This is a genomic window from Vibrio hyugaensis (assembly GCF_002906655.1).
Lineage (GTDB): Bacteria > Pseudomonadota > Gammaproteobacteria > Enterobacterales > Vibrionaceae > Vibrio > Vibrio hyugaensis.
In genome coordinates this window covers 2,951,483-2,977,043 of sequence record NZ_CP025794.1, presented here as the reverse complement: position 1 = coordinate 2,977,043, position 25,561 = coordinate 2,951,483, and the positions used below count along the sequence as shown (strand labels likewise).

Sequence of the window (25,561 nt, the reverse complement as noted above, 5' to 3'; positions counted from 1 at the left end):
GACTAAAATATAAATAACGAAACAAAAGGATTCTTACCATGACTGAGCAAAAATACATTGTTGCCCTAGACCAAGGTACGACAAGCTCTCGTGCTGTCATTCTGGATCATGACGCGAATATCGTAAGCGTCGCTCAGCGAGAATTTACTCAGATTTATCCAGAGGCTGGTTGGGTTGAGCATGACCCAATGGAAATCTGGGCAACTCAAAGCTCTACTTTGGTTGAAGCACTTGCGAAAACCGGTATCCGTAGCGACCAACTTGCAGGTATCGGTATTACCAACCAACGTGAAACGACGATTGTATGGAACAAAGAAACAGGCAAACCGGTTTACAACGCGATCGTATGGCAATGCCGCCGCACTGCCGATATTTGTGAAGAATTAAAAGCGCGCGGACTAGAAGACTACGTTCGCGACAATACAGGTCTGGTTCTAGACCCTTACTTCTCAGGTACAAAAGTGAAGTGGATTCTAGATAACGTTGAAGGCGCGCGTGAAGATGCCGAAGCAGGCAAACTGCTATTCGGTACTGTTGACACCTGGTTGGTTTGGAAGATGACACAAGGTCGCGTTCACGTAACCGACTACACCAACGCTTCTCGTACCATGCTGTTCAACATTAATGACCTATGCTGGGATCAAAAAATGCTGGATGAGATGGGCATCCCTGCATCCATGATGCCTGAAGTAAAACGCTCATCAGAAATCTACGGCCAAACCAACATTGGTGGTAAAGGCGGTACTCGTATCCCAATTGCGGGCATTGCAGGTGACCAACAAGCCGCTCTTTACGGTCAGATGTGTGTTGAAGCTGGTCAAGCGAAGAACACCTACGGCACAGGTTGTTTCTTGTTGATGAACACGGGTCAAGAGAAGGTAACATCGAAAAATGGTCTGTTGACCACGCTAGCATGTGGTCCAAAAGGTGAGCCAGCTTACGCCCTTGAGGGTGCGGTATTCATGGGTGGCGCTTCAATTCAATGGCTACGTGATGAAATGAAGATTCTGGCTGGTGCCGAAGATTCAGAATACTTCGCAACTAAAGTCGATTCTTCAAACGGCGTTTATGTCGTTCCTGCCTTTACTGGGTTAGGTGCACCATACTGGGATGCTTACGCTCGCGGTACGATTGTTGGTCTTACTCGTGGTGTTAACTCTAACCACATAATCCGTGCAACGCTGGAAGGTATTGCTTACCAAACTCGCGACGTGCTAGATGCAATGCAAGCAGACTCTGGCATCAAGCTCGCGAACCTTCGTGTAGATGGTGGCGCAGTTGCGAACAACTTCCTAATGCAGTTCCAATCTGATGTGTTAGATACCGAAGTTCATCGCCCTCAAGTGACCGAAGTAACAGCTCTAGGTGCTGCCTACCTAGCAGGTCTAGCGGTTGGCTTCTGGAATAGTATTGATGAACTGCAAGATAAAGCCGTGCTCGATCGCACATTCGAACCACACGATGATGAAGAGAAACGTAACCGTCGTTACAAAGGTTGGAAGCGCGCGGTGAAGTGTGCTCAAACTTGGTCTGAGCTTCACGACGAAGACGATTAATTTCTGATAAACGATTAGTTTCCCCCTGATTAATCGTAAAGAGCGCCAAGTTGGCGCTCTTTTTTTGCGTTCGATCGCGGATTCCACACTCCCACAGCTTCTCACAATGCGCTAATTCGAGCACAATAGAGCAAGTTTCTATTTTCGATTTTGAAGCATTGGCGATTACCAGTGCACAAGGGAGTGCTAAGTGAAGCAAATACCAAGACACCAACAGATTGTTGAGTTGGTGAAAAAACAAGGCTATGTCAGCACGGATGAGCTGGTAGAAAAATTTAATGTTAGTCCTCAGACTATTCGCCGCGACCTAAATGATCTCGCAGATGAAAACAAGATTCGTCGCTACCACGGTGGCGCAACTATCCCTTTAAGCTCAGAGAATACCTCCTACAACACGCGCAAAGCACTTAACTTCAACGAAAAGGACGTGATTGCTGACGAGTTGGTTAAACATATTCCCGATGGCGCAACTCTGTTTATTGATATCGGAACGACACCAGAATCAGTTGCTCGTGCGCTCAATAAAAATCACAAACAACTTCGTGTAGTAACCAACAACATCAATGTTGCTACCATTTTGTTACCAAACCCAGAAATCAAAGTGATTTTGGCGGGCGGTGAAGTTCGCAACCGTGACGGCGGTATTGTTGGAGAAGCGACCCTCGATTTCGTCAAGCAATTCCGCCTTGATTTCGGCATTTTGGGCATCAGTGGTATCGATTTTGATGGCTCACTACTGGACTTTGATTACCATGAAGTTCGCGTTAAACAGGCGATTATTGATAACAGCCGCAGTGTGTTCCTTGCGGTTGACCATTCGAAGTTTGGTCGCAATGCGATGGTGAAACTGGGCAATATCGCGCAATTGAACATGGTATTCACCAACAAACAACCGCCAGAAGAGATTCTAGCGATTCTAAAAGAAGCCTCAGTTCCCCTTGAAGTGGTTGATACACAAATAGAAAGATCTGAGAACGAATAGCAAATTACCTCTCTTTCTATACGCATAAATGACCTCTGCCTTAATTAGGCAGAGGTTTTTTTGTGCCCAAATCACACAAAACGCTCATAAACGAAAATAAATAATGACCACAAACGAAACCTAAGCTAGGATAAACTCATGTTCTAAAATGCTCGTTCGCTCACCAAGAGGTCAAATTTATGAGTATCCAACAAAATGCTTCCACGACGAATTCTTCCCCTACTCTAGACATGATCGTGATCGGTGGCGGCATTAACGGGGCTGGTATTGCTGCAGATGCTGCTGGTCGTGGTTTAAGCGTCGGTTTGTACGAAGCGAACGACTTCGCATCGGCAACCTCTTCTGCAAGTTCAAAACTGATCCACGGCGGATTGCGTTACCTTGAACACTATGAATTTCGTTTGGTTTCGGAAGCGCTCGCTGAGCGTGAAGTGATCTTACGTAAAGCACCACATGTGGCTCTGCCAATGCGCTTCCGTTTACCTCATCGTCCATTTTTACGCCCAGCTTGGATGATCCGCTGTGGCCTGTTCCTTTACGATAACTTGGGTAAACGAACCACACTGCCAGGCAGCAAAACCGTCAACCTAGCAAAATCAGGTCTACTAAAACCTGAAATGAAAACGGGTTTCGAATACTCAGATTGTTGGGTAGACGATGCGCGCTTAGTGTTGTTGAACGTTCTAGCGGCTAAAGAGAATAACGCAGAAGTTCGCAACTACTGCCGCGTAGAAAAAGCACACCGTGAAGGCGGCATTTGGCATGTCACTATTCATGACGTCACTACAGACCAACGTTTCGAACGCAAAGCGAAAGCTCTGGTTAACGCTGCAGGTCCATGGGTGAAACAGTTCTTTGATGAAGGATTAGAGCAAACCTCCCCTCGCAACATTCGTTTGATCAAAGGCTCGCACATCGTTGTTCCTCGTATCCACAACGAGCCGCAAGCCTACATCCTGCAAAACAAAGATAACCGCATCGTATTTATGATCCCTTACTTAGATAAGTTCTCGATCATTGGTACAACGGATGTGGAATACAAAGACGATCCGCGTGAAGTCGCGATCTCCGAAGACGAAGTCGATTACTTGATCGATATCGTTAACCAACACTTTGTCCACCAGCTAAGCCGCGAAGACGTGGTGTGGACCTACAGTGGTGTACGTCCATTGTGTGATGATGAGTCTGACTCACCGCAAGCGATCACACGTGACTACACACTAGAACTGGATGCTGAATACGACCACGCACCTTTACTTTCAGTGTTCGGCGGCAAGCTCACGACTTACCGTAAGCTTGGCGAAGCGGCAATGAAAAAACTTGCCCCATACCTACCTGAAATGGGTAAAGACTGGACGGCAAACCAAACGCTTCCTGGCGGTAACTTCAGTTGCAGCCGTGAGCAACTTGCTAAGATGATTCATGCTAAATACTCATGGGCGTCAGAAGCGATGTTACTCCGTTATGTAACTCAGTTTGGTACACAAACTTGGGATCTGATGGAAGGCACTAGCAGCATCGAAGATCTTGGTCACTGCTTCTCAGAGCAAGCAAGCGGCGTATATCAACGTGAAATTGATTACTTGATGAATCACGAAATGGCGCTAACCGATGAAGACATCTTATGGCGTCGCACCAAACTTGGTTTATACATGAATGAAGAGGAGAAACTCGCACTGGCAGAATATCTAAAAGAGAAGCTGCAACAAAAAGTCGTTAGCCTCTCACAAGTAAGTTAAATTGGACTCTCCGAATACAAAGCCTGCACCCGCAGGCTTTTTTCGCATTTGCCTTCTAATGAAAATAAGTTTTATAAAACATACGCATAAAACCCAAAACACCGTCATACTCTGATCAAAACTTGAAAAGGGACTTCACGAGATATTTATGGATTTCTTAATTGAACACTGGGATTTTTCTGCCAACAAACCAACACAGGTCACTGACGTTCAAAGTCAGATCAAAGCAAACCACTGGTATCATTGTGAGCGTACTCACCCAGACATTCGTAACTGGCTTGAGAACAACAACGTCCCTCTCTCAACCATTGATCAACTACTCACTAATGAGACTCGTCCAAGCTTTCATTCCCTTGGTAATGACAACTTTATGCTCATCCTTCGCGGCATCAATATGAATGAAAACACCGCGCCAGAAGATATGCTCAGTGTACGTATACTCTATTTTCAAGGAGCTTTAATTTCGACAAGGAAAGTCCCATCACGTGCCATTTCGGATATTCGGCAGTCATTGAGTGAAAACAAAGGACCGCAAGATATCGCTCAATTGCTGAACAAAATCATCGAAGGACTTAACGGCAAGATTGACTATTATCTCGACTCTATCGAAGACAAACTGCAACAGTTTGATGTGAATGATGAAAGCACCTACCAGCATATTTCGGTACAAAAAGCCTTACTAAGTGTGAAGCGCTTTATACGCCCGCAACAGTATGCGATCAAAAATTTGCTAGAGTCAGATTCTCCACTCGTATCTTCCAATCTTCACCAATATCGGTTTACGTATAACAATATTGTCCGTATCAACGAGACCATCGATTTTTATCTTGGAGAACTGACGTTAATTCAAGAAGAAATCCGATTACTTAGAGACGAGAAAAATAATAAAAACAGCTATTTGTTCACTCTTGTCGCAACAATATTTTTACCTACAAGCTTTCTCACAGGTCTTTTAGGGATCAATATAGGCGGGATGCCGGGTGTTGACTCTCCTCATGCATTTACGTGGTTTTGCATCGCTTTATTCGCCATCTTTATCTTTGAGTGGCTGTTGTTCAAACGACTTGGTCTCACAAAGAAAAGTTAGGGTTGGTGAGAGCTTAGTCAAAAGTAAGGTTCTTTATCGAAAGCACAAAAAGTTTTAATTTCAGGCAATTAGCACTCTTACTTATTATTTTCTTTAGTCGGCAATTGCCCTCACCTCTAATTTAATCGGTATCCGATGAAGAAATCGCTAATCCTGAGCTTACTCCTTCTCGGTGGTTGTTCTGTAGCTCCCGAAGAAACACCACCATGCGCATGTGATGACTACGTTCCTCCCTATGTAAAACCGCCAAGTGCATCGAATGAAGACAACATCAAACAGTTACTGGCTTACATTGCTCAAAAAGCCAAAGATCGCTGGGGTGAAGATGAGTTTGTTGAAGCAGGTAAACACCGTTACGTGAAGTACCTTGATGGTTACAACACTCGTGCACACATCGACTTCGAAACGGGTAAGATTTATGTTTCGACGATTTCTCAGTACCAACCAACAGAGAAGCTGCAAAAAGCCATCGTTCAGACACTAGTCATGCCTGCCGATCCAGCTCATGCAGAATTGTTTAGTGACAAAGAAGCGGTTCTGCGTGGAAAACCCTTCTTGCTTGGCCAAGTGCTTGATCAAGATGGTAAGCCAATAGAGTGGGAATGGCGTGCTAACCGTTATTCGGATTACCTGATCGAGAATAAGCTACAAAAGAAAGCCATCAAACGTGGCAGTGCTTACTATGTCGAAATCAATATGGTGAAAGATCACCTAGAGCAACGTGAGTATCAATATGCAGGCTTGATTCGCGATGCTGCCAAGCGGTATGGATTGCCAGAAGACCTGATCTTCGCCGTGATCAAAACCGAAAGTAGCTTTAACCCTTATGCGGTTTCCCATGCTGGTGCTTACGGCTTGATGCAAGTGATCCCCAAAACAGCGGGGGCAGATGTGTTTAATTTAGTGAAAAACAAACCGGGCATTCCGACCAAAGAGTACTTGTTCGATCCTGCCAATAACATTGATACCGGAGCTGCGTATTTCTATATCTTGAAGAATCGCTACCTACGAGATGTAAAACATCCTACTTCGAAACACTTTAGTATGATTTCCGCTTACAACGGTGGCACAGGTGGCGTGCTTTCAACGTTTGATAGCGATAGAAAGCGGGCTATGAATGAACTGAATAGCCTCAAACCAACTCAGGTTTATGATGCATTGACCACTCAGCACCCGAAAGGCGAGGCAAGACGCTATCTGCAAAAGGTACTCTACTTCCAGAAAGACTTTAGCGAAGGCAATATCTAAATTTTACTAGCCGTTAAACGAAAAACGCCGCTTAGCTCCACGGAGGGAGAGAGCTAAGCGGCCATGTAATTACACGAAAGACACCTATAGGTCTGAAACGTCAATTGGCTAGTTAATCACTCATGTGCATACGAGCAATAACACCTACAGAGTAGCGGACTCCAAGATTTCTAGCACGCTTAAATCCCACTTTGAAATTCAACGTTTTTCACATTCCTAACAATTTCCTTACTAGAAATGGGGCAATTACTGAACCAAACTCAAATAAAAAGAGCTCAGCAAGCCGCCTTGCCCTTAAATTGATCTGATTTGGTTGCGTATTAACCTGGGTGTCCATCCGCTCGAGGCGTAATCAACATCATGCCAAATCGCCATACAAACAACCCGAAGGCAACGATCCACAAGCCACCGCTAATATCTATCCAAAGTAACATGTTCGCTGGGTCAAATATCACACAGAGACTTCTCACCAACGCCGCTAAAAAGATCGCTGCAAAGGCAATACTCATGTTCGGGCCTTTGTAAATCATGCGACCTGTGTGCCCCATGGTCACTCGAGCAATCATCGCTAGGATCAATCCACCCAACGCGCCGATAGCAAACAAATGAATTAAGTTGTGGCTCGCAAACGCATTATCCCAACTGCCACGTAGAATCAGACTTAAAGGCAGACACAAATAAGCCGCATGTAACGACCAGACCAACGGCTCGCTGAGTGTCAGCCAAGGCTTCCAGCGCAGGAATCGAACCAACTGCGCCACGCCTGCGAACAGCATCAATGTCTGACCAAGTTCTGCAAACGTCACGGGGAAGAAGCTCAATACGAACAACATGACCAAAGGTATGTTCGCTAACCAATCTAGCCACATTAAGGGTTGCGCTTTTTCGAAGTTAAAACGGCGAGCGGTGAAGAAAGGAATCACACGTCCCCCCATAACCGAAAGCAATAAGGTGAACCACCAAAGCATCGCTTGCCATACCGCTGATGAGGTAAATGGCGGCATGCCTTTCACCGTTGCGTAACTGGCAAAGTTGGCGAAGATAGCGAGCAAGAATAACGGCACAAAAAACAGATTACGCCAACCTTTCGCGCGGTAAACACGAATACCCACCTCATAAGCCACAAACAGCAAAAATAGCGCTTCAATACTGCTGGTTAACCAAAGTGGTGCGGGTGTCCAAAGCAGTATTCTCGGTGCAAGCCATAAGGTAAATATCGCTAACAAGGTGTAATGTTTAGTGCCATTAATGCCAGTCCAGTTTTGCACCGCAGTCAGCACAAAGCCCACCACTATCGCCATTGAAAAACCAAACAACATTTCATGCACGTGCCACCACAACGCCGGAACGCTCAACGCACTTGGCTGCCCGGTTTGAAACATCCATACCCATACCGCAATCGCGATGATGGCGTAAATAGAGCCAAACAGGAAAAATGGTCTAAACCCTAATCGCAGCCATGCAGGGATTTTTTCTTCCACTTTTTTATCGGTGATATTCAGCATTGTGATGCCCTTAAGTACCCATTTGATACCATTCAAAAATTCTACGCGTTCGATATTAACACAAACATGCATAAAAAATACATGTTATAAAATCAAACTACCCTTTCGAGGTAAAACCTGTGCTTCACGCGTTGCTTGGTTGGTAGTGTTTAGGTATAACGGATAACTGTGATTTCGTCGAAGTAAGGGAAGCAATCGAGATGTATATATTTGGCTACGGTAGTTTAATCAATGCCGCCTCGCGCAAGTTAACGGGTCAAACGGGAGAAGCCATCCCTGTCATCGCTCATGGGCTGGTGCGCTATTGGGGCAAAGTTGACGACAGCTATATCTTGTCACCCTTGGTTGTGAATGAAGGCGAAGGGCAAGTCAATGGCGTGCTGCTTGAAGTCGACGATCAAGCGCTAGCGGATTTTGACCGACGCGAGCGTGGCTACCATCGCATTCAAATCCGTCCTGATCAGATTGAAACAGAAGCCACTTTTAACTCAAAGCACAGCATTTGGGTTTATGTGAAAAACGATCCTTTACCACCCTGCTCGCTCAGTCCCATCATGCAAAGCTATGTTGATACGGTTCTCGCTGGATGCTTGGAAGTGTCTCACGCCTTTGCTGAGCACTTCGTCCACCATACCGTTGGTTGGCATCATGCTAAAGAAAACGATCGCCACCAGCCAAAATATGGCAACTTAGCGGGCGTACAAGATCATCATTATGAGTTGATTGATAGCCTAATTAAAAAGGGAGCCTAGTGGCTCCCTTTTGCTATTCATATTCTGCTTATGCGAGATTAGAGCTTATAATCAACACCAGCGTACAGGCTGTCGAAATCGAAGTCGATATCACCACCGCCTTCAACATCGATCGTTACTGTAGACACACGGTAACCGCCAGAAATAACTAGACCTGAAGCGAACTCATAGCCAATTTCTGCGCCGTAGTTGAAACCAACATCGCTACCATCAGTTTTAACATTGAGGTGTGAAAGGTTTGATTTAGATACTAAACGATTCTCACACCAGCAGGAATTGCACGTTCAGGCGTTAGCAGAACACTTTCTGATTCATCATCGGTTTCAGCACACAGCAACATGCACTCTGAGGTTTCACCACGCATCTTGGCTTTCGCGAGGTTACACAGCACCACCACTTGTTTGCCCATCAACTCTTCTTCTGTGTAGTAAGGCACCAAGCTGGTGACGGTTTGCAATGTTTTCTCACCGATATCGATCTGCACAATGTACAGCTTGTCTGCGTTCTCGTGACGAGCCACTTCAATGATTTTTCCGGTGCGAATTTCTAACTTTGCAAAGTCTGCGTAAGCAATAGTGTCCATAATTAAAACCTCAGTAAAAGTTTACTAAAAAGATAACGTTTACACTATCAGTAAGCCTAATAATTACAAGTGGTAAAGATCGCATTTTGGAAAGCAAACATTGGTTCAAATTGCACTTATTACACAATGGGTGTTTAATACTCCAATTAACGTTATTTAGCCCACGAAAGGTCCCTCATGGCAACAATCAAGGATGTCGCGAAAGAAGCCGGCGTATCGGTCGCGACCGTCTCTCGCGTGATCAATAAATCACCGAAAGCAAGCCAATCTTCTATCGACGCAGTGACGCAAGCAATGAGCAAACTGGGCTACCGTCCAAACGCAGCGGCGCGTGCACTCGTCAGCCAAAGTACCAACACCATGGGCGTGCTTGTGGGTGATGTCTCAGACCCGTTCTTCGGCACACTGGTGAAGTCGGTAGATAACGTGGCGCGTGAAAACGGCAAACACATTCTGATTGGTAATGGCTACCACAACCCAGAAGACGAACGCCAAGCGCTAGAACTTCTGATCAACAGCCGTTGTGAAGCCATTGTGATTCACTCTAAAGGTCTATCAGATGAAGAACTGATTGGTTACGCCAAAGAAGTCAAAGGTATGGTGTTGATCAATCGCCATATCCCAGAATTGGCAGAGCGTTGCATCTCTCTTGATAACCTTAAGGGCGCGTACTTAGCGACGGAATATTTGATTCGTCATGGTCACACCAAGATCGCTTGTATCGCCTCATCCCATGACATCGAAGATACCGACGAGCGTTTACAAGGTTACCAAGCGGCACTGAAAGATCACGATATCGAGCTATCAAAAAGCTATGTCGAATATGGCGAGCCAAACAGTGACGGTGGCGAAACAGCCATGACCAACCTGCTAACCAAATCACTCGCAATCACTGGCGTGGTTGCGTACAACGACTACATGGCAGCAGGTGCGCTGGCGGCGTTAGACCAAAATGGTATCGACGTACCAGAAAAAGTGTCCATGGTTGGCTTCGACGATGGCTTAATTGCTCGCTTCGTCAATCCAAGTTTGACCACGATTCGTTACCCAATCGAAATGATGGCAGAGCGTGCCGCGCGTTTGGCGCTAGCGTTATCACGTGATGAGCAAGTGGAAGATGACACCATCATATTTAGCCCGACTTTAGTTCGCCGTAACTCGGTGGATCGTCTTTAAGATATCGCGCGAGTCAGTGCCAAGAAAGGTTAAAAAGTAAAAGCTCTGCCACCGAAGTGACAGAGCTTTTTCTTTTTGGGGTGTTTGTAGAGAGCGTTATTTTGCCAACTTCGATGAGCTTTTGACCTACTGTGAGCAAAAAGCCTACGGTAACCCAAAAGCACGAAAATGCTCAGTTTAACTAGAAAGCAAACTGATAAGTGGTGCAGAAGCGGTACTCTTGTTCAGGCTCAAGAATACAGCTTGGCTGCGCCCACTCAGCATGGTTTGGCGAATCTGGTAAAAACTGCGTTTCTAACGCCAGACCCGCGTAATCGTTATATTCACCGCCACGGCGATTTGGTGCGCCAGCTAACCAGTTGCCCGTGTACAATTGCATCGCAGGCTTGTTTGTCACCACTGACAGGTGCACTTTTTCATCAGGAGAAACCACCAGCGCAACCGGTTTTGATACATCACGATGAGCATCAAATAGGTAGCTATGGTCATACCCTTTGGCAGCCATCTGTTGTTCATCTTGTAAGAAGTGCTCTGAAACTGGTTTTTCACTTCTAAAGTCAAACCCAGTGCCTTTCACGTCTTGCAATTCACCAAGCGGAATACCGACCTCAGTGGTTGGTAAGTATTGGCTTGCAACGATGGTTAAGCGATGCGAGCGACAATCTAAGTCCGCTTCTGCCCCCAACAAATTAAAGTAAGCATGGTTGGTCAAGTTGATCGGTGTTGCTTTATCTGTCTTAGCGAAGTACGCAATGCTCACTTGGTTATCATCAGTCAGCGTATACGTCACTTGCACTTCTAGATTACCCGGAAAACCTTGGTCGCCATCTTCAGACAACAAAGAGAACGTCACTTGCTGATTCGAGTGAGACTCAATCTTCCAACGACGTTTATCAAAACCTTCTTCACCACCATGCAGACAGTTGCCCGCTTGGTTAGTAGACACTTGAAATACTTCGCCATTCACTTCAAAAAGACCATTGGCGATGCGGTTTGCGTAGCGACCAACAGTGACACCCATGTAACACTGTTGCTGCATAAAACTCCCCATCGTCCCCACTCCGAGAAGCACATCACGCAACTCCCCATTCGCCAAAGGTAAACGACAACTCAGCCATGTCGCGCCAATATCCATAAAGGTAACGCTCATGCCTGTGTTATTTTTCAGTTCGACAACGTTGGCAGGCGCGCCATCAAAGGCGGCCTGCTGTGTCATCGTGATAGTTAATGGCTCAGTCATATCTCGCTCCTACTGCGTCTTAAAGCACTTTGAACTTAAAGCAATTTTTCACTTAAAGCACTTCGACTAAACCAGCGCCGTTTTTCGCTTGGCACACGTAGATGGATTCTTTTAGACCCGTTGCTGCTTGGTACTTCGCTTCTACCGTTGCTTTCACCTCGTCAACCAATGCTGGCGGTACCATTGCAACGATACAACCACCAAAGCCACCGCCCGTCATGCGCACACCACCTTGCTCGCCAATCACTTCTTTCACCATCTCAACTAACGTATCGATTTCTTTGACTGTGATTTCGAAATCATCACGCATGGAAGCATGAGACTCAGCCATCAGTTCACCCATACGCTTCATGTCGTGTGCGCGAAGTGCTTGCGCCGCTTCTACCGTGCGATCGTTTTCTGTGATCACGTGACGAGCGCGTCTTGCGACCATTTCATCCAGCTCGGACACTTTCTCGTTAAACTGCTCAATCGTCACATCGCGCAGTGCTTTCACACCGAAGATACGCGCGGCTTCTTCACACTGCTCACGACGCGTGTTGTATTCGCTGTCGACCAAGCCACGTTTTTTGTTTGAGTTGATGATCACCACGGCCATATCTTCAGGCATCGATACAGCTTCAGTTTCTAGACTACGGCAGTCCAATAGCATAGCGTGGTTTGCACGACCTTCTGCCGAAATCATTTGGTCCATAATGCCGCAGTTACAACCGACGAATTCGTTCTCTGCTTGCTGCCCATTTAGTGCGATTTCCGCTTGGCTGATTTCTAGATTGAACAACACTTTGAACGTTTGACCGATCACGACTTCCAACGCTGCAGACGAGCTTAAACCCGCACCTTGAGGGACGTTACCGCTAACAGAAATATCCGCACCAGAGAATTGGTAACCACGAGCAAGCAGACACTTCACCACACCGCGAATGTAGTTCGCCCACATTTTGTCTTGTTGGAAGGTGATTTCTTGCGTGATGTCGAACTCATCCACGGCGTTGCCGTAATCCACAGAAACCACGCGCACTAGGTTGTCTTCACGCTTCGCTGCCGCCACAACGGTTTGGTAGTTGATCGCACATGGCAGTACAAAACCGTCGTTGTAATCAGTGTGCTCACCAATCAGGTTTACACGACCAGGCGCTTGAATAATATGACTTGGGGCGTAACCCAGCACCTGTGCAAAAGAAGTTTTTACGTTTTGGATTAGATCAGACATAGGTAACTCTCAAACTGTTGTATTCTTAAATAGCAGCTCAAATCTCAAGCCACGATAATCGCACCTCTTAAATAGTTGGAGTTGCAGCTAGGCGACAAACGAATTCAACCCTATGAGCATAGATTCTCTATGTGATTAGGGGGAATTTGTGCAGTCAACAACGCTGCAGCTTCAAATATGACAGAGGTTATTGCTCTTTGTAATGCACGTCGCTTACGTCACGCAGACGCTGCGCCGCTTGTTCTGCGGTTAAGTCGCGTTGGCTTTCTGCCAGCATTTCATAGCCAACCATGAACTTACGAACCGTTGCACTACGCAGCAGTGGTGGGTAGAACAACGCGTGCAGTTGCCAATGGTCGATATCGGTGCCTTCTTCAAAGAACGGCGCGTAATGCCAGCCCATTGAGTAAGGGAAAGAGCATTGGAATAGGTTGTCGTAACGGCTGGTTAGCTTTTTGATTGCAACCGCAAGGTCATCACGTTGCTCATCGGTTAGCTCACTCATTCGACGAATGTGCGTTTTAGGAAGTAGCATGGTTTCGAATGGCCACGCCGCCCAGTAAGGAACAACAGCAGCCCAGTGTTCGGTCTCAACCACTGTGCGTGAACCGTCTTTAAGTTCAGCTTGCACGTAATCCACCAGCAAGTTGCTGCCATGCTCTTGGTAGTAGACTTTTAAGTTTTGTTCTTTGCGCTCGATTTCGTTTGGCAAGAAGCTGTTTGCCCAGATTTGACCGTGCGGGTGAGGCTGAGAACAACCCATGGTCTCACCCTTGTTCTCAAATGCTTGAACCCAAACGTAGTCTTTACCCAGCTCTTCGATTTGATCATTCCACGTGTCAATCACGCCACGGATTTTGTCGACCGGTAGCTCAGGCAAGGTTTTGCTGTGATCAGGCGAGAAACAAATCACTCGGCTCAAACCACGCACACCTTGCGTTTTGAACAGTGGGTTATCTGACTCAGGAGCATCTGGAGAGTCCACCATCAGTGCTGCGAAGTCATTTTGGAACACGTACGTGCCTTGGTAATCTGGGTTTACATCACCAGAAATACGCTCGTTGGTTGGGCAAAGGAAACACTTCTCGTCGTAGCTTGGTAACTCATCAATCGCAGGCTTCTCATCAGCGCCACTCCAAGGACGTTTTGCACGATGCGGTGACACCAAAATCCACTGACCCGTTAGTGGGTTATAACGACGGTGTGGGTGATCCACTGGGTTAAATTCAACATTCGACATCTTACTTACTCAACTTTTAAAATTTCTTTCATCTGCATTCCCCAATGAAATTGGAGTTGCAGCTAGGCGGTCAATCAACAACGCTGCAGCTTCAATTACGCAGGGGAATAACCTTGCGGGTTGTTTGACTGCCAGTTCCACGTATCTGCCGTCATTTCCGCAACACTGCGCGTCGCTTTCCAACCTAGGTCTCGCTCCGCTTTATCTGTACTTGCCCAGCATTCTGCAATGTCACCTGGGCGACGAGGACAAAGCTCGTAAGGCACTGGATTGCCGCAAGCCGTTGCGAACGCTTCTACCATTTCAAGCACGCTAGAGCCTTTGCCCGTGCCTAGGTTGTAAATGTGCAAACCGGCTTTTTCACCTACCGATTTCAGCGCTGCGATATGGCCGTCTGCCAAGTCCATCACGTGGATGTAATCACGCACACCCGTGCCATCTGGTGTAGGGTAGTCATTGCCAAATACCGACAGTTTTTCGCGGCGGCCTACTGCCACTTGCGCGATAAACGGCATCAAGTTGTTTGGGATGCCCTGAGGGTCTTCACCCATAGTGCCCGATGGATGCGCACCAACTGGGTTGAAGTAGCGCAGCAACGTCACGCTCCAATCATTTTCTGCGTTGAACAAATCGCTCAAGCACTCTTCCACCATGTACTTGCTGCGACCGTATGGATTAGTGGTAGCCCCCGTTGGAGAGTCTTCCGTAATCGGCACAATGTCAGGATCGCCGTAAACCGTTGCCGATGAGCTAAATACAATGCTTTTCACGCCCGCTTTACGCATGCTGCGCGCCAACACCAATGAGCCATTCACATTGTTGTCGTAGTATTCCAATGGTTTCGCGACAGATTCGCCCACCGCTTTAAGGCCAGCAAAGTGAATCACAGCCTGAATGTCATGCTTGGCAAATACTGAGTCCAAAAAGGCTTCATCACGAATGTCGCCTTGGTAGAAAGCCGGCTGCTTACCGGTTAGCGCTTCAATGCGGCTTAACACTTCCACTTTGGCATTACACAAGTTGTCGACAATGATTGGCTCCATACCTGCTTCAATCATCTGGACACATGTGTGGCTGCCGATGTACCCCATACCGCCTGTGACAAGAACTTTCACTTTTGCTTCTCCACTTTTGCTGCTCGATGCTTGGAAATTGGTTGAGCCTGCTCACCAAGCAAATTCGCTCATCTCTTAACTGGCTAAAAGTCTACCAATCAAAACCGATCCAGATCCGTGATCAAACTCAAAATAGTGTAAACGTTTCCACAAAATTACATCACGATTTAAAATCAATAAAAATAAAGGAAACTGAGTTAGAGCAGAAAAGTGGGAAAGATTTATGATACTTACATGTATAAACGTTTACACAATATAAGGAAAACACGGTGATTCACGCAAACAAGAAAGATGATTTTCCGCAATCGATACCTGACATTGCTCTTACAAAGCAAGAGATAAAGCCCGCTACAGTAGCCCCGCCCCCAAATGTAACCTTTTGTAACAAGACTCAAATCTGCGTCTTTTTCCTTTTATCGGGGCATGCTGAGAATAAAAACAAATCTGAAGGGCCCTCATGCTACGCAAGCGAAACGAATTTCGAGATCACAATCAAGAAGTAAGGTTATTTAAAAACCGTGCCGTCGTTGCCTTTCTCGGCATGGTTATTTTGCTGGGAGGATTGGTCGCGAACCTCTACAACTTGCAAGTTAATCATTTCAAAGATTACCAAACTCGCTCTAATGACAATCGCATTAAGATTCTTCCTATCGCGCCCACTCGCGGTCTTATCTATGACCGCAATGGCGTTTTGATTGCTGAAAACCGCCCAGTTTACAACCTCGATATGATCCCTGAGCAAGCAGGCGACCCCGATGCTTTGCTTGAAAAACTCGCTCATTACATCGACATCACACCAGAACAAATTGAGTCATTCAAAAAACGCTACAAGCACACTCGCCGTTTTCGTTCTGTCACCATCTTGAACGAACTCAACGACAAACAAGTTGCGCGTTTTTCGGTGCATCAACATGAATTTGATGGTGTATTTGTAACTGCGGATCTTAAACGTTACTACCCTTACGGGAAGGAATTAACACACGTCCTAGGCTATGTTTCTCATATTAATGACCGCGATCTACGACGCTTAGACAAAGAAGGCAAAGCACAAAACTACCAAGCGACTCAGAACATCGGAAAACTGGGCGTGGAGCGTTACTACGAAGACATTTTGCATGGCACCAAAGGCTATGAAGAAGTAGAAGTAAACAGTCGCGGGCGCGTGATTCGTACCATTAAGTACGTGCCGCCAATTGCAGGGAAAGACATCGTTTTAAACCTCGATATCGAACTACAAGAGTATGTTTATCAGCAATTGGATAATCGTCAGGGCAGCGCTGTTGTACTCGATCCAAGAGATAATAGCGTCCTTGCGATGGCATCTAGCCCAAGCTATGACCCAAACCCATTTGTGAACGGCATTTCAAGCAAAGCCTACAGCGCATTGTTGAACGATCCAGCCCACCCGCTCGTAAACCGAACCACGCTAGGTGTCTATCCACCCGCATCAACCGTCAAACCCTTTATGGCTGTCGCTGGGCTTGAAGAACATGTGATCACGCCAAGTACAGTGCGTAACGATCACGGTTCTTGGCGTATTCCAGGTTCAAAACCGAATTCAAAAGCTTGGCGAGATTGGAAACGTTGGGGTCACGGCAACGTGGATGTTACCAAGGCAATCGAGGAATCGGTTGACTCCTTCTTCTACCAAACGGCATTTGATTTGGGTATTGACCGCATCTCTAAATGGATGAACAAATTCGGCTTCGGATTGCCAACCGGTATCGATATCTATGAAGAGAGCAGTGCCAACATGCCGACACGAGAATGGAAAATTGCCCGTCACCGTACGCCTTGGTATCAAGGGGATACCGTGCCGATTGGTATTGGGCAAGGTTACTGGACAGCCACTCCGATGCAGATCGCCAAAGCCACTTCATTCCTTATCAATCATGGTGAGATGAAAGCACCACATCTGCTAAGAGCGGTGATTGAGCACGGCGAAGATTTTGAAAACCAAGTCGAAGTCGCACCGAAAGATCTACCACCAATTGAAGGTGTGCCAGATAAATACTGGGACATTCCAATCAATGCGATGCGCTTGGTAAACAATGGCGCACATGGCTCTGGTCGCCGCGCATTTAAAGGCGCGGAATACAGCAGTGGTGGCAAATCCGGTACCGCCCAGGTATTTGGCCTGCGCAAAGATGAGGTCTATAACTCGAAAAAGCTCGCTAACCACCTGCTTGACCACGCGTTGTTCACTGCGTTTGCTCCGTATGACCATCCAAAATACGTGGCGACAGTTGTGATTGAGCACGGGAACGGTGGTTCAAAAGTCGGGGCACCGTTCATTCGCCATGTATTTGACCACTTGCTTGTCGAACCAGATAAAACCAAAGGTAAAAAGTCTTAGGTTTAACCTTATCGCCTTGCCACTCATGTTAAGTAGCAATAGTGAACAACAAAGCCCGACCGGAGAGTCATAGTCGCTCGGGCTTTTGTTTCTCTTTTCCATGTAATCACTTTATTTCACCCACTCGCACAGTTTTACTAAAAATTTGTGCATCCATAAGTAGCTGTTTACAATGGTGGGATTATTGCTTATCTCACTGGGACAGTGAGCTTTGCCAACGGGAAGTGAACATGGCAACACTAAAAGATATCGCTACAGAAGCGGGCGTCTCACTTGCAACCGTATCACGCGTGTTGAATGACGATCCGACTCTGAGCGTAAAAGAAGAAACCAAACACCGCATCTTAGAAATTGCTGAAAAGTTGGAATACCGCACCAGCAGTTCAAAAAAGGCCACGAAAGAGGCCAAACAAAAACATCACTTTTTAGCTTTGTATAACTACAAGCAAGAAGCAGAGGTGAATGACCCCTACTACCTGTCTATTCGTCACGGGATTGAAACCCAATGTGATAGATTGGGCATTACGCTAACCAATTGCTACAACAGCGAAATTGATGTCGAAACACAAAAGATCACCGGCATCCTTTTGGTTGGTAAAACCGATAAAGCGATCATCAATAAACTACCTAAGCGCCTCGCAGACAGCATTTGTTATATCGACTTCTCAGACAGCGACAGCATGTACGACAGCGTTGATATCGATCTTGCTCGCATCAGTAAGCAAGTAGTCGACTTCTTCGTCGAACAAGGTTACCAGCGCATTGGATTTATTGGTGGACAAGACGAACCAAACACCGCGGACATTCGCGAAAACGCGTTTGTGGAATACGGCAACCTAAAAGGTGTCGTGTCAGAGAATGACATTTACCGTGGCGATTTTTCTAGCTTATCGGGTTACGACTTAGCCAAAGCGATGTTGGCAACAGGCGACTTTCCGACGGCACTCTTTATCGCATCAGACTCGATTGCGATTGGGGTTTTACGAGCCATTCATGAGTTCGGTTTGAACATTCCACAAGACATTGCTCTTATCAGTGTGAATGACATTCCAACCGCGCGATTTACCTTCCCACCGCTCTCTACTGTACGAATTCACTCAGAGATGATGGGCATACAAGGGGTAAACTTATTGGTAGAAAAATACCGCGATGGTCGTGCGCTACCATTGCAAGTTCACGTACCAAGCAAACTCAAACTGCGCGGCACGACTAAGTAGTTCTCCCTCTTCATTCTTATTTTATAAAGCACTGAATCCTCAGTGCTTTTTTATTTCCCTTATCTAAATTCCCGTCATTTTTTACTCGTTTTACCCAGCAAATAAGCTTGGGATGCTATTCCTTTATGCTGATCACATCTTGCTCACCGATCGCTATTTAAAACGTGATCAAGTTAAAGTTAAACGTTTTCACTAATTTATTTTAGTAAAACTTTTACTAATATCTTTCCCAGATAACTCATAAGTCTTTTCACAATACATCGGCTGCATTTCTTTTGGGCAGATTCGACGCTGACGATACCGCGCCGAAATGACCAAGCGAAGCCGAGGGGAGAACAAACGTGAACAACTGGGAAAACTTCCTTCACCTACATGAGAACCGTATGGCACCACGTGCTTACTTCTTCTCATACGATTCAGTTAAAAACGCACAAACATTCCAACGCGAGCTGAGCAGCCGCTTTAAACTGCTGAGTGGTCAATGGACATTCAACTACTTCACTAACCCGCTTTTGGTGCCTGAAGCGTTTTACTCTCAAAAAATGGAAGATTGGGGACGCATTACCGTTCCAAACATGTGGCAAATGGAAGGCCACGGTGACCTTCAATACACTGACGAAGGTTTCCCATTTCCTATCGACGTACCGTTTGTCCCAACCGACAACCCAACTGGCGCATACCAACGCACTTTCACGCTTGGCCAACAATGGGACAACAAACAAACCATCATCAAATTTGATGGCGTTGAAACTTACTTCGAAGTTTACGTAAACGGTCATTACGTTGGCTTTAGCAAAGGCAGTCGCTTAACCGCTGAGTTCGACATTTCTTCTTACGTTCAAAAAGGCGAGAACTTATTGTCTGTGCGCGTCATGCAATGGGCAGATTCGACTTACATTGAAGACCAAGACATGTGGTGGACGGCGGGTATCTTCCGTGATGTTTACCTTGTCGGGAAAGAGCACGTTCACGTCCAAGATCTGACTGTTCGTACTGATTTCGCCGACGATTACCAAAGTGCCACTTTAAGCTGCCAAGTTGAGCTAGAAAACCTGTCTACTGCAGTTGCGTCCGGTTACACGCTGGAATACACACTCCAAGACAGAGGAACTGTGATTGCAAATGGCCAATGTGATGCACTGACTATCCAAGACAACAGCCAAGCAAGCTTTGCCATTGATGTGGTGAACCCAACCCATTGGACCGCGGAAAATCCATACCTTTACCAACTGTTCATCACGTTAAAAGATGCACAAGGCAATGTGATTGAGGTGATCCCGCAACGTGTTGGCTTCCGTGACATCAAAGTGCGTGACGGTCTGTTCTACATCAACAACCAATACGTGATGCTGCACGGTGTAAACCGTCATGATAACGACCACCTAAAAGGTCGAGCAGTCGGCATGAAGCGCATCGAGAAAGATCTGATCTTGATGAAGCAACACAACATCAACTCAGTTCGCACCGCGCACTACCCTAACGACCCACGCTTCTACGAACTGTGTGACATTTACGGCTTGTTCGTAATGGCAGAAACAGACGTAGAAACCCACGGCTTCGCGAACGTTGGCGATCTAAGCCGCATCACCAACGATTCAGCATGGGAAAGTGTGTTTGTTGACCGTGCAGAACGCCACGTTCACGCCCAAAAGAACCACCCTTCCATCATCATGTGGTCACTGGGTAACGAGTCTGGTTACGGCTGCAATATCCGCGCAATGTACGACGCAACCAAAGCGATTGATGGCACCCGCTTAGTGCATTACGAAGAAGACCGTGATGCAGAAGTTGTCGACGTGATTTCAACCATGTACTCACGTGCGCAGCTCATGAATCACTTTGGTGAGCACCCACACGAGAAACCACGCATCATTTGTGAATACGCACACGCGATGGGTAATGGCCCTGGCGGTCTAACGGAATACCAAAACGTGTTCTATGCGCACGACCACATTCAAGGTCACTACGTATGGGAATGGTGTGATCACGGCGTATTAGCACGTGATGAAAACGGCCAAGAGTTTTACAAATACGGCGGCGACTACGGCGACTACCCGAACAACTACAACTTCTGTATGGATGGTTTGATTTACCCAGACCAAACACCTGGACCGGGCTTGAAAGAGTACAAACAAGTCATCGCTCCAGTGAAAATTCAAGCAGTAGAAGGCACGACAAACACCTTCACCGTAGAGAATAAATTGTGGTTTACCAACCTTGATGATTACACCATCACGGCAGATGTACGAGCGGAAGGTGAAACGCTGCGCAGCGTTCAGTTTAAGGTCGAAGAACTTGCAGCAAACAGCGCGCGTGAAATCACAATTAACCTGCCAGAACTGGACGAACGCGAAGCCTTTATTAACTTCACCGTGCGTAAAGACAGCCGCACTTTGTACAGCAAAGCGAACCACGACATCTCGGTGTACCAGTTCCAACTGAAAGAGAACACAGCAAGCGAAGTCGAATTTGTTAGCCACAATGCACAAGCGTTAGTCACGACAGAAAGCCTCTTAGAGCACGTGATTGAAGGCCACAACTTCACGCTGATTTTCTCCAAAGTCAACGGCAAGCTGACCTCTTGGCGCGTCAATGGTGAAGAGCTAATTCAATCAGAACCTAGATTGAACTTCTTCAAGCCAATGATTGATAACCACAAACAAGAGTACGAAGGTTTGTGGCACCCAGCGCACTTACAAATCATGCAAGAGCACTTCCGCACGCTACAAGTCGAAGCAACGGATGAATCGGTTTCGATTACGACCACCAACATCATTGCACCACCGGTGTTCGATTTTGGCATGCGCTGTACCTACCGCTACCAAATCAACGCACAAGGTCATTTGAATGTGGAACTGAGCGGCGAGCGCTATGGCGATTACCCGCACGTAATCCCTGTAATTGGCTTGGATTTGGGCATCAACGGCAGCTTTGACCAAGTGAGTTACTACGGTCGTGGCCCTGAAGAAAACTACCAAGACAGCCGCCAAGCAAACTTGATTGATGTCTACCACAGCACAGTAGCCGACATGTTTGAGAACTACCCGTTCCCACAAAACAATGGCAACCGCCAACACGTTCGTTGGGCATCACTGACGAATCGCCACGGCACGGGGTTGTTGGTGAAACCACAGCAAGAAATCAACTTCAGCGCTTGGTTCTACACCAACCAAAACCTACACGAAGCGCAACACACCATTGAGCTAGAGAAGAGCGGCTACATCACACTCAACCTTGACCATCAAGTGATGGGACTGGGCTCAAACTCATGGGGCAGCGAAGTGCTTGATTCATACCGCGTGTACATGGACGAGTTCCGCTATGGCCTAACACTGATTCCACTTCAAGCAGGCGATTGCAGTGCACAAGCCATGGCACACCATGATTTCGACAATGCGTTCTTCACTCAACCTAATACTCAAACAGCAAACGAGGCGTAATCCATGATCGTGTTAGACAACTTAGAACAATTCAAAGTCGTGTACCGCGACGGTCGTAAATGGAACCGCTGCGTGGAAGCGATTGAGAACTTCGCCAACATCAAAGACGGCGTGATGTATTCGATTGGTGACTCTCTGGTTTACATGATTGACGACGGCACAAAACAGACCGAACTGTTTGAAGGTAACCGCCGCTACTTCGACGTGCATTACTACCTAGAAGGTCGCGAAACAGTGGAGTTCGCCGACAAATCCGATTTACGCCTAGAGCAAGCATATCGAGATGAAACTGACCGCGAATTTCTCTCCGGCCAAGGTGAGACTCGTGAGCTTTGCGAAGGCCAAGTGGTAATTTTTGATAACGATAAAGCGTACCGCTTCCACGGTGACAACCGAGTAAGAAAAGTGGTGCTCAAAGTGACCATCGAAGATGGCTATTTCCTAAATAAATAACGGCTTACAGGCAAGGCCAGACAACGCGTCTGGCCTAACAACAAAATAATTAAATAAACCCAAAGTAATTCAGATCACAGATCAGTTGTAGACCTCAGCAATCCAACGCGATTACGAATAGCATTCGCCCAAGGATGATAAAACGGTCAATAGCACTATTACTGAGTTACGAAGGGAATTGACGTGATTCATCGGAGGACTCTATGTCTGAATCTATGCGCGGCACCATTGGCAAATTCGCCTTGCTGTCGATGACATTTGCGGCGGTATTTAACGTCCGTAACATCGTGAACAACAACATTGAGCTTGGCCTTAGCTCTGCCCCTATCTTCCTGTTAGCGACGATCGTGTACTTCATTCCATTTGTATTCATCATTGCTGAGTTCGTATCGGCGAACAAAAACTCTGAGTCAGGTATGTACGACTGGCTTAAACAACCGCTTGGCTCTAAAGCCGCTTACCTAGGTTCGTTCCTATACTGGTTCGTGAACCTATTTTGGTTTGTGTCTCTGCTACCAAACGTGATTGCTTACGCGTCTTACGCGATGCTTGGTTACGAATACACCTTCTCACCAATGGTGACATCGATTATTTCGATCGTTCTGTTCGCAGCTGCGACCCACATTTCAACCAAAGGTGCATCTTGGTTGGGTAAAATTTCTGAGCTGGTTGCTTACGGTGTGTTTGCCCTATTCGGTATTTACGTTCTCGGCGCGCTCATGGCATTAGGCGGCGACACCTACACGCCAGCAGAACCAATCACGCTAGAAGCAATGAGCCCAACCATTAACTGGGCAACGCTAGGCATTATGTGTTGGATCTTCCAAGCAGCAGGTGGTGCAGAAACCGCAGCGGCTTACCTAAAAGACGTAAAAGGCGGCCAAAAAGCCTTTATTAAAGTGATCATCATGGCGGGCGTCTTGATTGGTACGATGTACGCTATTGGCTCACTTTTGGTGAACGTGTTCGTTCCGCGTGAAGACTTAACGTATGCAGGCGGCATGGTAGAAATCTTTACTGGTATGGCGCAATACTTCGACATTTCAACAGCATTGGTTGGACGCTTCGTTGGTATCATCTTGTTCATCGCGATGTTTGGTTCAATGATGATGTGGACTGCGGCACCAGTAAAAATTCACTTCTCTGAAATTCCAAAAGGTGTGTACGGCGAGAAAACCACAGAGCTAAACGAGCATGGTGTTCCAGTACGTGCAGCATGGTGGCAGTTTGCGTTCGTTGTGGTGATGCTGATCGTCAACGGCTTTGGTTCAGAATCCGTGCAGGACATGATGAACCAAGCGATCAACCTAACGGCAGGTACGGCAATGCTACCGCCAATCTTCATCATGGTGGCGTACTTTGTGTTCCGTCTAAAACACGACGATACACCGCGTGACTTCCGCATGGGTTCACGCAAAGTGGGCATGAGTGTGGTGTCTGTACTGATTGTAATCTTCGTGGTGAGTATGACCGCATCGGCATTCCCTACAGGCGTTGACTTGGTACGTGCGTTCTTCATCAACGTGTTTATGACTGCCGTCTTCTCTGCTCTGGCTTGGTGGTGGATCTCTCGCTTTGAAAAGAAGCAAGCTATCAAACAACAAGCAACGCAAGAAAAGGCGCAAGAGCCAGTAACTCAAGCATAAACGACCTCTAGCCCAGTTACTTAAAGGGCATCCTCGTGGTGCCCTTTTAAGCTCAATTACCTGTAATCAATTCTGCCACCAGCAGACGCAGCCAAATCCCTTTATCCTCGTTATTGCGACTGGTATGCCACAACATCGCGATATCAAAATCTGCTACCGTAATCGGCGGCTGGACACTCACCAAATCGTCCGAGAATCCTTCCGCTTGCGCCATTTTCTCCGGCACAATCGCAACCAACTCTCGCTGTTTAAGCAAGTTTCGAATCGTCAGGAAGTTACGTGAAGCAACGGTGACTTTTCGGCTCAAACCATGTTCGGCAAGCTTTTTGTCTACTTGTGTACTCAAGCTGCCATCAGGACTCACGAGCGCTTGCTCGATATTGGCAAAAGCGTGAATCGACAATTGTGTTTCGCCTTTCAACACTCGCTTATCACACAGACATACGTGCTTTTCTGTGTAAAGGTACTGGCTCTCAAAATTATCGTCGAGCACAGGCATACTGCCGATGATGACATCTAACTTATCGTGTTCCATTATCGCCACGTAATTGCTGCGGTTGACGTTAATAAAACTGATTTGGGCTTCAGGCGCACGCTTACGGATTTCATCATAAAGCAATGGCGCGAAGATGAATTCGGCGTAATCAGTTAAACCAATACGGCACACGCCGGCGTAGTTTTCTGGCAAGAAAGCGGACTTCGTCAGTAAGTCTTTGGCAATCGAATCCAATAAGTGATGCACCGTCGGCGCAATATGATGCGCGTGCTCCGTTGGGTCCATCTTATGACCTTTACGCTCAAACAATGGGTCATCAAACAACACGCGCAAACGCGACAAGCTGTGGCTCATGGCAGACTGACTGACAAAGCTTTTCTCGGCCGCCAAGCTCACACTGCGATAGCGATATAGGTAAGAAAAGGTCACCAATAGATTTAAGTCGATATTGCGCCACTGAACATCATCTTTCACAGAACACTTCATCCCATTTCATTCATAGATGAAATTAAAACTA

Annotated in this window: 19 protein-coding genes and 1 pseudogene; 12 read left to right on the top strand and 8 right to left on the bottom strand. The window is 46.7% G+C overall.

Translation table 11 applies throughout. The annotated features are described in order from the left end of the window. The first annotated feature begins 38 nt into the window (after window positions 1-38). The 5 genes from glpK to mltC all read left to right on the top strand — a co-directional run bounded on the left by glpK (window position 39) and on the right by mltC (window position 6,612). Complete coding sequence (gene glpK / locus C1S74_RS14660; RefSeq protein ID WP_045403931.1) at window positions 39-1,556, top strand: glycerol kinase GlpK; 1,518 nt, start codon at window positions 39-41, stop codon at window positions 1,554-1,556. Between the two features lie 190 nt (window positions 1,557-1,746). After that, window positions 1,747-2,538 (top strand): DeoR/GlpR family transcriptional regulator, encoded by a 792-nt coding sequence (locus C1S74_RS14655; protein WP_045403929.1) that lies wholly within the window; start codon window positions 1,747-1,749, stop codon window positions 2,536-2,538. Between the two features lie 179 nt (window positions 2,539-2,717). Then, window positions 2,718-4,277, top strand: coding sequence for a glycerol-3-phosphate dehydrogenase (gene glpD, locus C1S74_RS14650; protein ID WP_045403927.1), 1,560 nt, complete (start codon window positions 2,718-2,720; stop codon window positions 4,275-4,277). A gap of 148 nt (window positions 4,278-4,425) precedes the next feature. Further along, window positions 4,426-5,364, top strand: coding sequence for a CorA family divalent cation transporter (locus tag C1S74_RS14645; RefSeq protein ID WP_045403925.1), 939 nt, complete (start codon window positions 4,426-4,428; stop codon window positions 5,362-5,364). Between the two features lie 135 nt (window positions 5,365-5,499). Then, a complete protein-coding gene (gene mltC / locus C1S74_RS14640; RefSeq protein WP_045403923.1) occupies window positions 5,500-6,612 on the top strand; it encodes a membrane-bound lytic murein transglycosylase MltC in 1,113 nt (370 codons plus the stop codon). Between the two features lie 320 nt (window positions 6,613-6,932). Here mltC and C1S74_RS14635 read toward each other — a convergent pair whose 3' ends face one another. Then, a complete protein-coding gene (locus C1S74_RS14635; protein ID WP_045404075.1) occupies window positions 6,933-8,117 on the bottom strand; it encodes an NnrS family protein in 1,185 nt (394 codons plus the stop codon). 200 nt (window positions 8,118-8,317) lie between these two features. On the opposite strand from C1S74_RS14635, the gene C1S74_RS14630 reads away from it, so the two are divergent. Beyond that, window positions 8,318-8,869, top strand: a complete 552-nt coding sequence (locus C1S74_RS14630) for a gamma-glutamylcyclotransferase family protein (RefSeq protein ID WP_045403922.1) — start codon at window positions 8,318-8,320, stop codon at window positions 8,867-8,869. Window positions 8,870-8,907: 38 nt separating this feature from the next. On the opposite strand, the pseudogene C1S74_RS14625 reads toward C1S74_RS14630, so the two are convergent. Next, window positions 8,908-9,093 (bottom strand): annotated as a pseudogene (locus C1S74_RS14625) (outer membrane beta-barrel protein); the annotation flags it as partial. Window positions 9,094-9,119: 26 nt separating this feature from the next. After that, window positions 9,120-9,452, bottom strand: a complete 333-nt coding sequence (locus C1S74_RS14620) for a tRNA-binding protein (RefSeq protein ID WP_045403920.1) — start codon at window positions 9,450-9,452, stop codon at window positions 9,120-9,122. Between the two features lie 177 nt (window positions 9,453-9,629). Here C1S74_RS14620 and C1S74_RS14615 point away from each other — a divergent pair, with 177 nt between their 5' ends. Beyond that, entirely contained in the window at window positions 9,630-10,628 is a 999-nt protein-coding gene (locus C1S74_RS14615) for a substrate-binding domain-containing protein (protein ID WP_039976289.1), read from the top strand. Window positions 10,629-10,809: 181 nt separating this feature from the next. On the opposite strand, the gene galM is transcribed toward C1S74_RS14615, so the two are convergent. The 4 genes from galM to galE form a co-directional block, all read right to left on the bottom strand. Beyond that, a complete protein-coding gene (gene galM / locus C1S74_RS14610; protein WP_045403919.1) occupies window positions 10,810-11,868 on the bottom strand; it encodes a galactose-1-epimerase in 1,059 nt (352 codons plus the stop codon). A 52-nt stretch (window positions 11,869-11,920) separates the two neighbouring features. Then, window positions 11,921-13,081: a galactokinase gene (galK, locus tag C1S74_RS14605; protein ID WP_045403917.1), complete on the bottom strand. Its 1,161-nt coding sequence runs from the start codon at window positions 13,079-13,081 to the stop codon at window positions 11,921-11,923. 187 nt (window positions 13,082-13,268) lie between these two features. After that, window positions 13,269-14,321, bottom strand: coding sequence for a UDP-glucose--hexose-1-phosphate uridylyltransferase (locus C1S74_RS14600; protein WP_045403916.1), 1,053 nt, complete (start codon window positions 14,319-14,321; stop codon window positions 13,269-13,271). A gap of 95 nt (window positions 14,322-14,416) precedes the next feature. Further along, window positions 14,417-15,436: a UDP-glucose 4-epimerase GalE gene (gene galE, locus C1S74_RS14595; RefSeq protein WP_045403914.1), complete on the bottom strand. Its 1,020-nt coding sequence runs from the start codon at window positions 15,434-15,436 to the stop codon at window positions 14,417-14,419. Between the two features lie 457 nt (window positions 15,437-15,893). Here galE and mrdA point away from each other — a divergent pair, with 457 nt between their 5' ends. From mrdA to C1S74_RS14565, 5 genes are all read left to right on the top strand, one after another. After that, window positions 15,894-17,792, top strand: coding sequence for a penicillin-binding protein 2 (mrdA, locus tag C1S74_RS14585; RefSeq protein ID WP_038879032.1), 1,899 nt, complete (start codon window positions 15,894-15,896; stop codon window positions 17,790-17,792). 230 nt (window positions 17,793-18,022) lie between these two features. Continuing rightward, window positions 18,023-19,009 carry a transcriptional regulator EbgR gene (gene ebgR / locus C1S74_RS14580; RefSeq protein ID WP_045403912.1) on the top strand — a complete coding sequence of 329 codons (987 nt, stop codon included), beginning with the start codon at window positions 18,023-18,025 and terminating at the stop codon, window positions 19,007-19,009. Between the two features lie 341 nt (window positions 19,010-19,350). Then, on the top strand, window positions 19,351-22,449 hold the full coding sequence (gene ebgA / locus C1S74_RS14575) for a beta-galactosidase subunit alpha (protein WP_045403911.1): 3,099 nt from the start codon (window positions 19,351-19,353) through the stop codon (window positions 22,447-22,449). A 3-nt stretch (window positions 22,450-22,452) separates the two neighbouring features. Then, window positions 22,453-22,902, top strand: a complete 450-nt coding sequence (locus tag C1S74_RS14570) for a beta-galactosidase subunit beta (RefSeq protein ID WP_045403909.1) — start codon at window positions 22,453-22,455, stop codon at window positions 22,900-22,902. A 203-nt stretch (window positions 22,903-23,105) separates the two neighbouring features. Further along, window positions 23,106-24,548, top strand: a complete 1,443-nt coding sequence (locus tag C1S74_RS14565) for an amino acid permease (RefSeq protein ID WP_045403908.1) — start codon at window positions 23,106-23,108, stop codon at window positions 24,546-24,548. A 52-nt stretch (window positions 24,549-24,600) separates the two neighbouring features. On the opposite strand, the gene C1S74_RS14560 is transcribed toward C1S74_RS14565, so the two are convergent. After that, window positions 24,601-25,518 carry a LysR family transcriptional regulator gene (locus C1S74_RS14560; protein ID WP_045404072.1) on the bottom strand — a complete coding sequence of 306 codons (918 nt, stop codon included), beginning with the start codon at window positions 25,516-25,518 and terminating at the stop codon, window positions 24,601-24,603. Window positions 25,519-25,561: the final 43 nt, after the last annotated feature.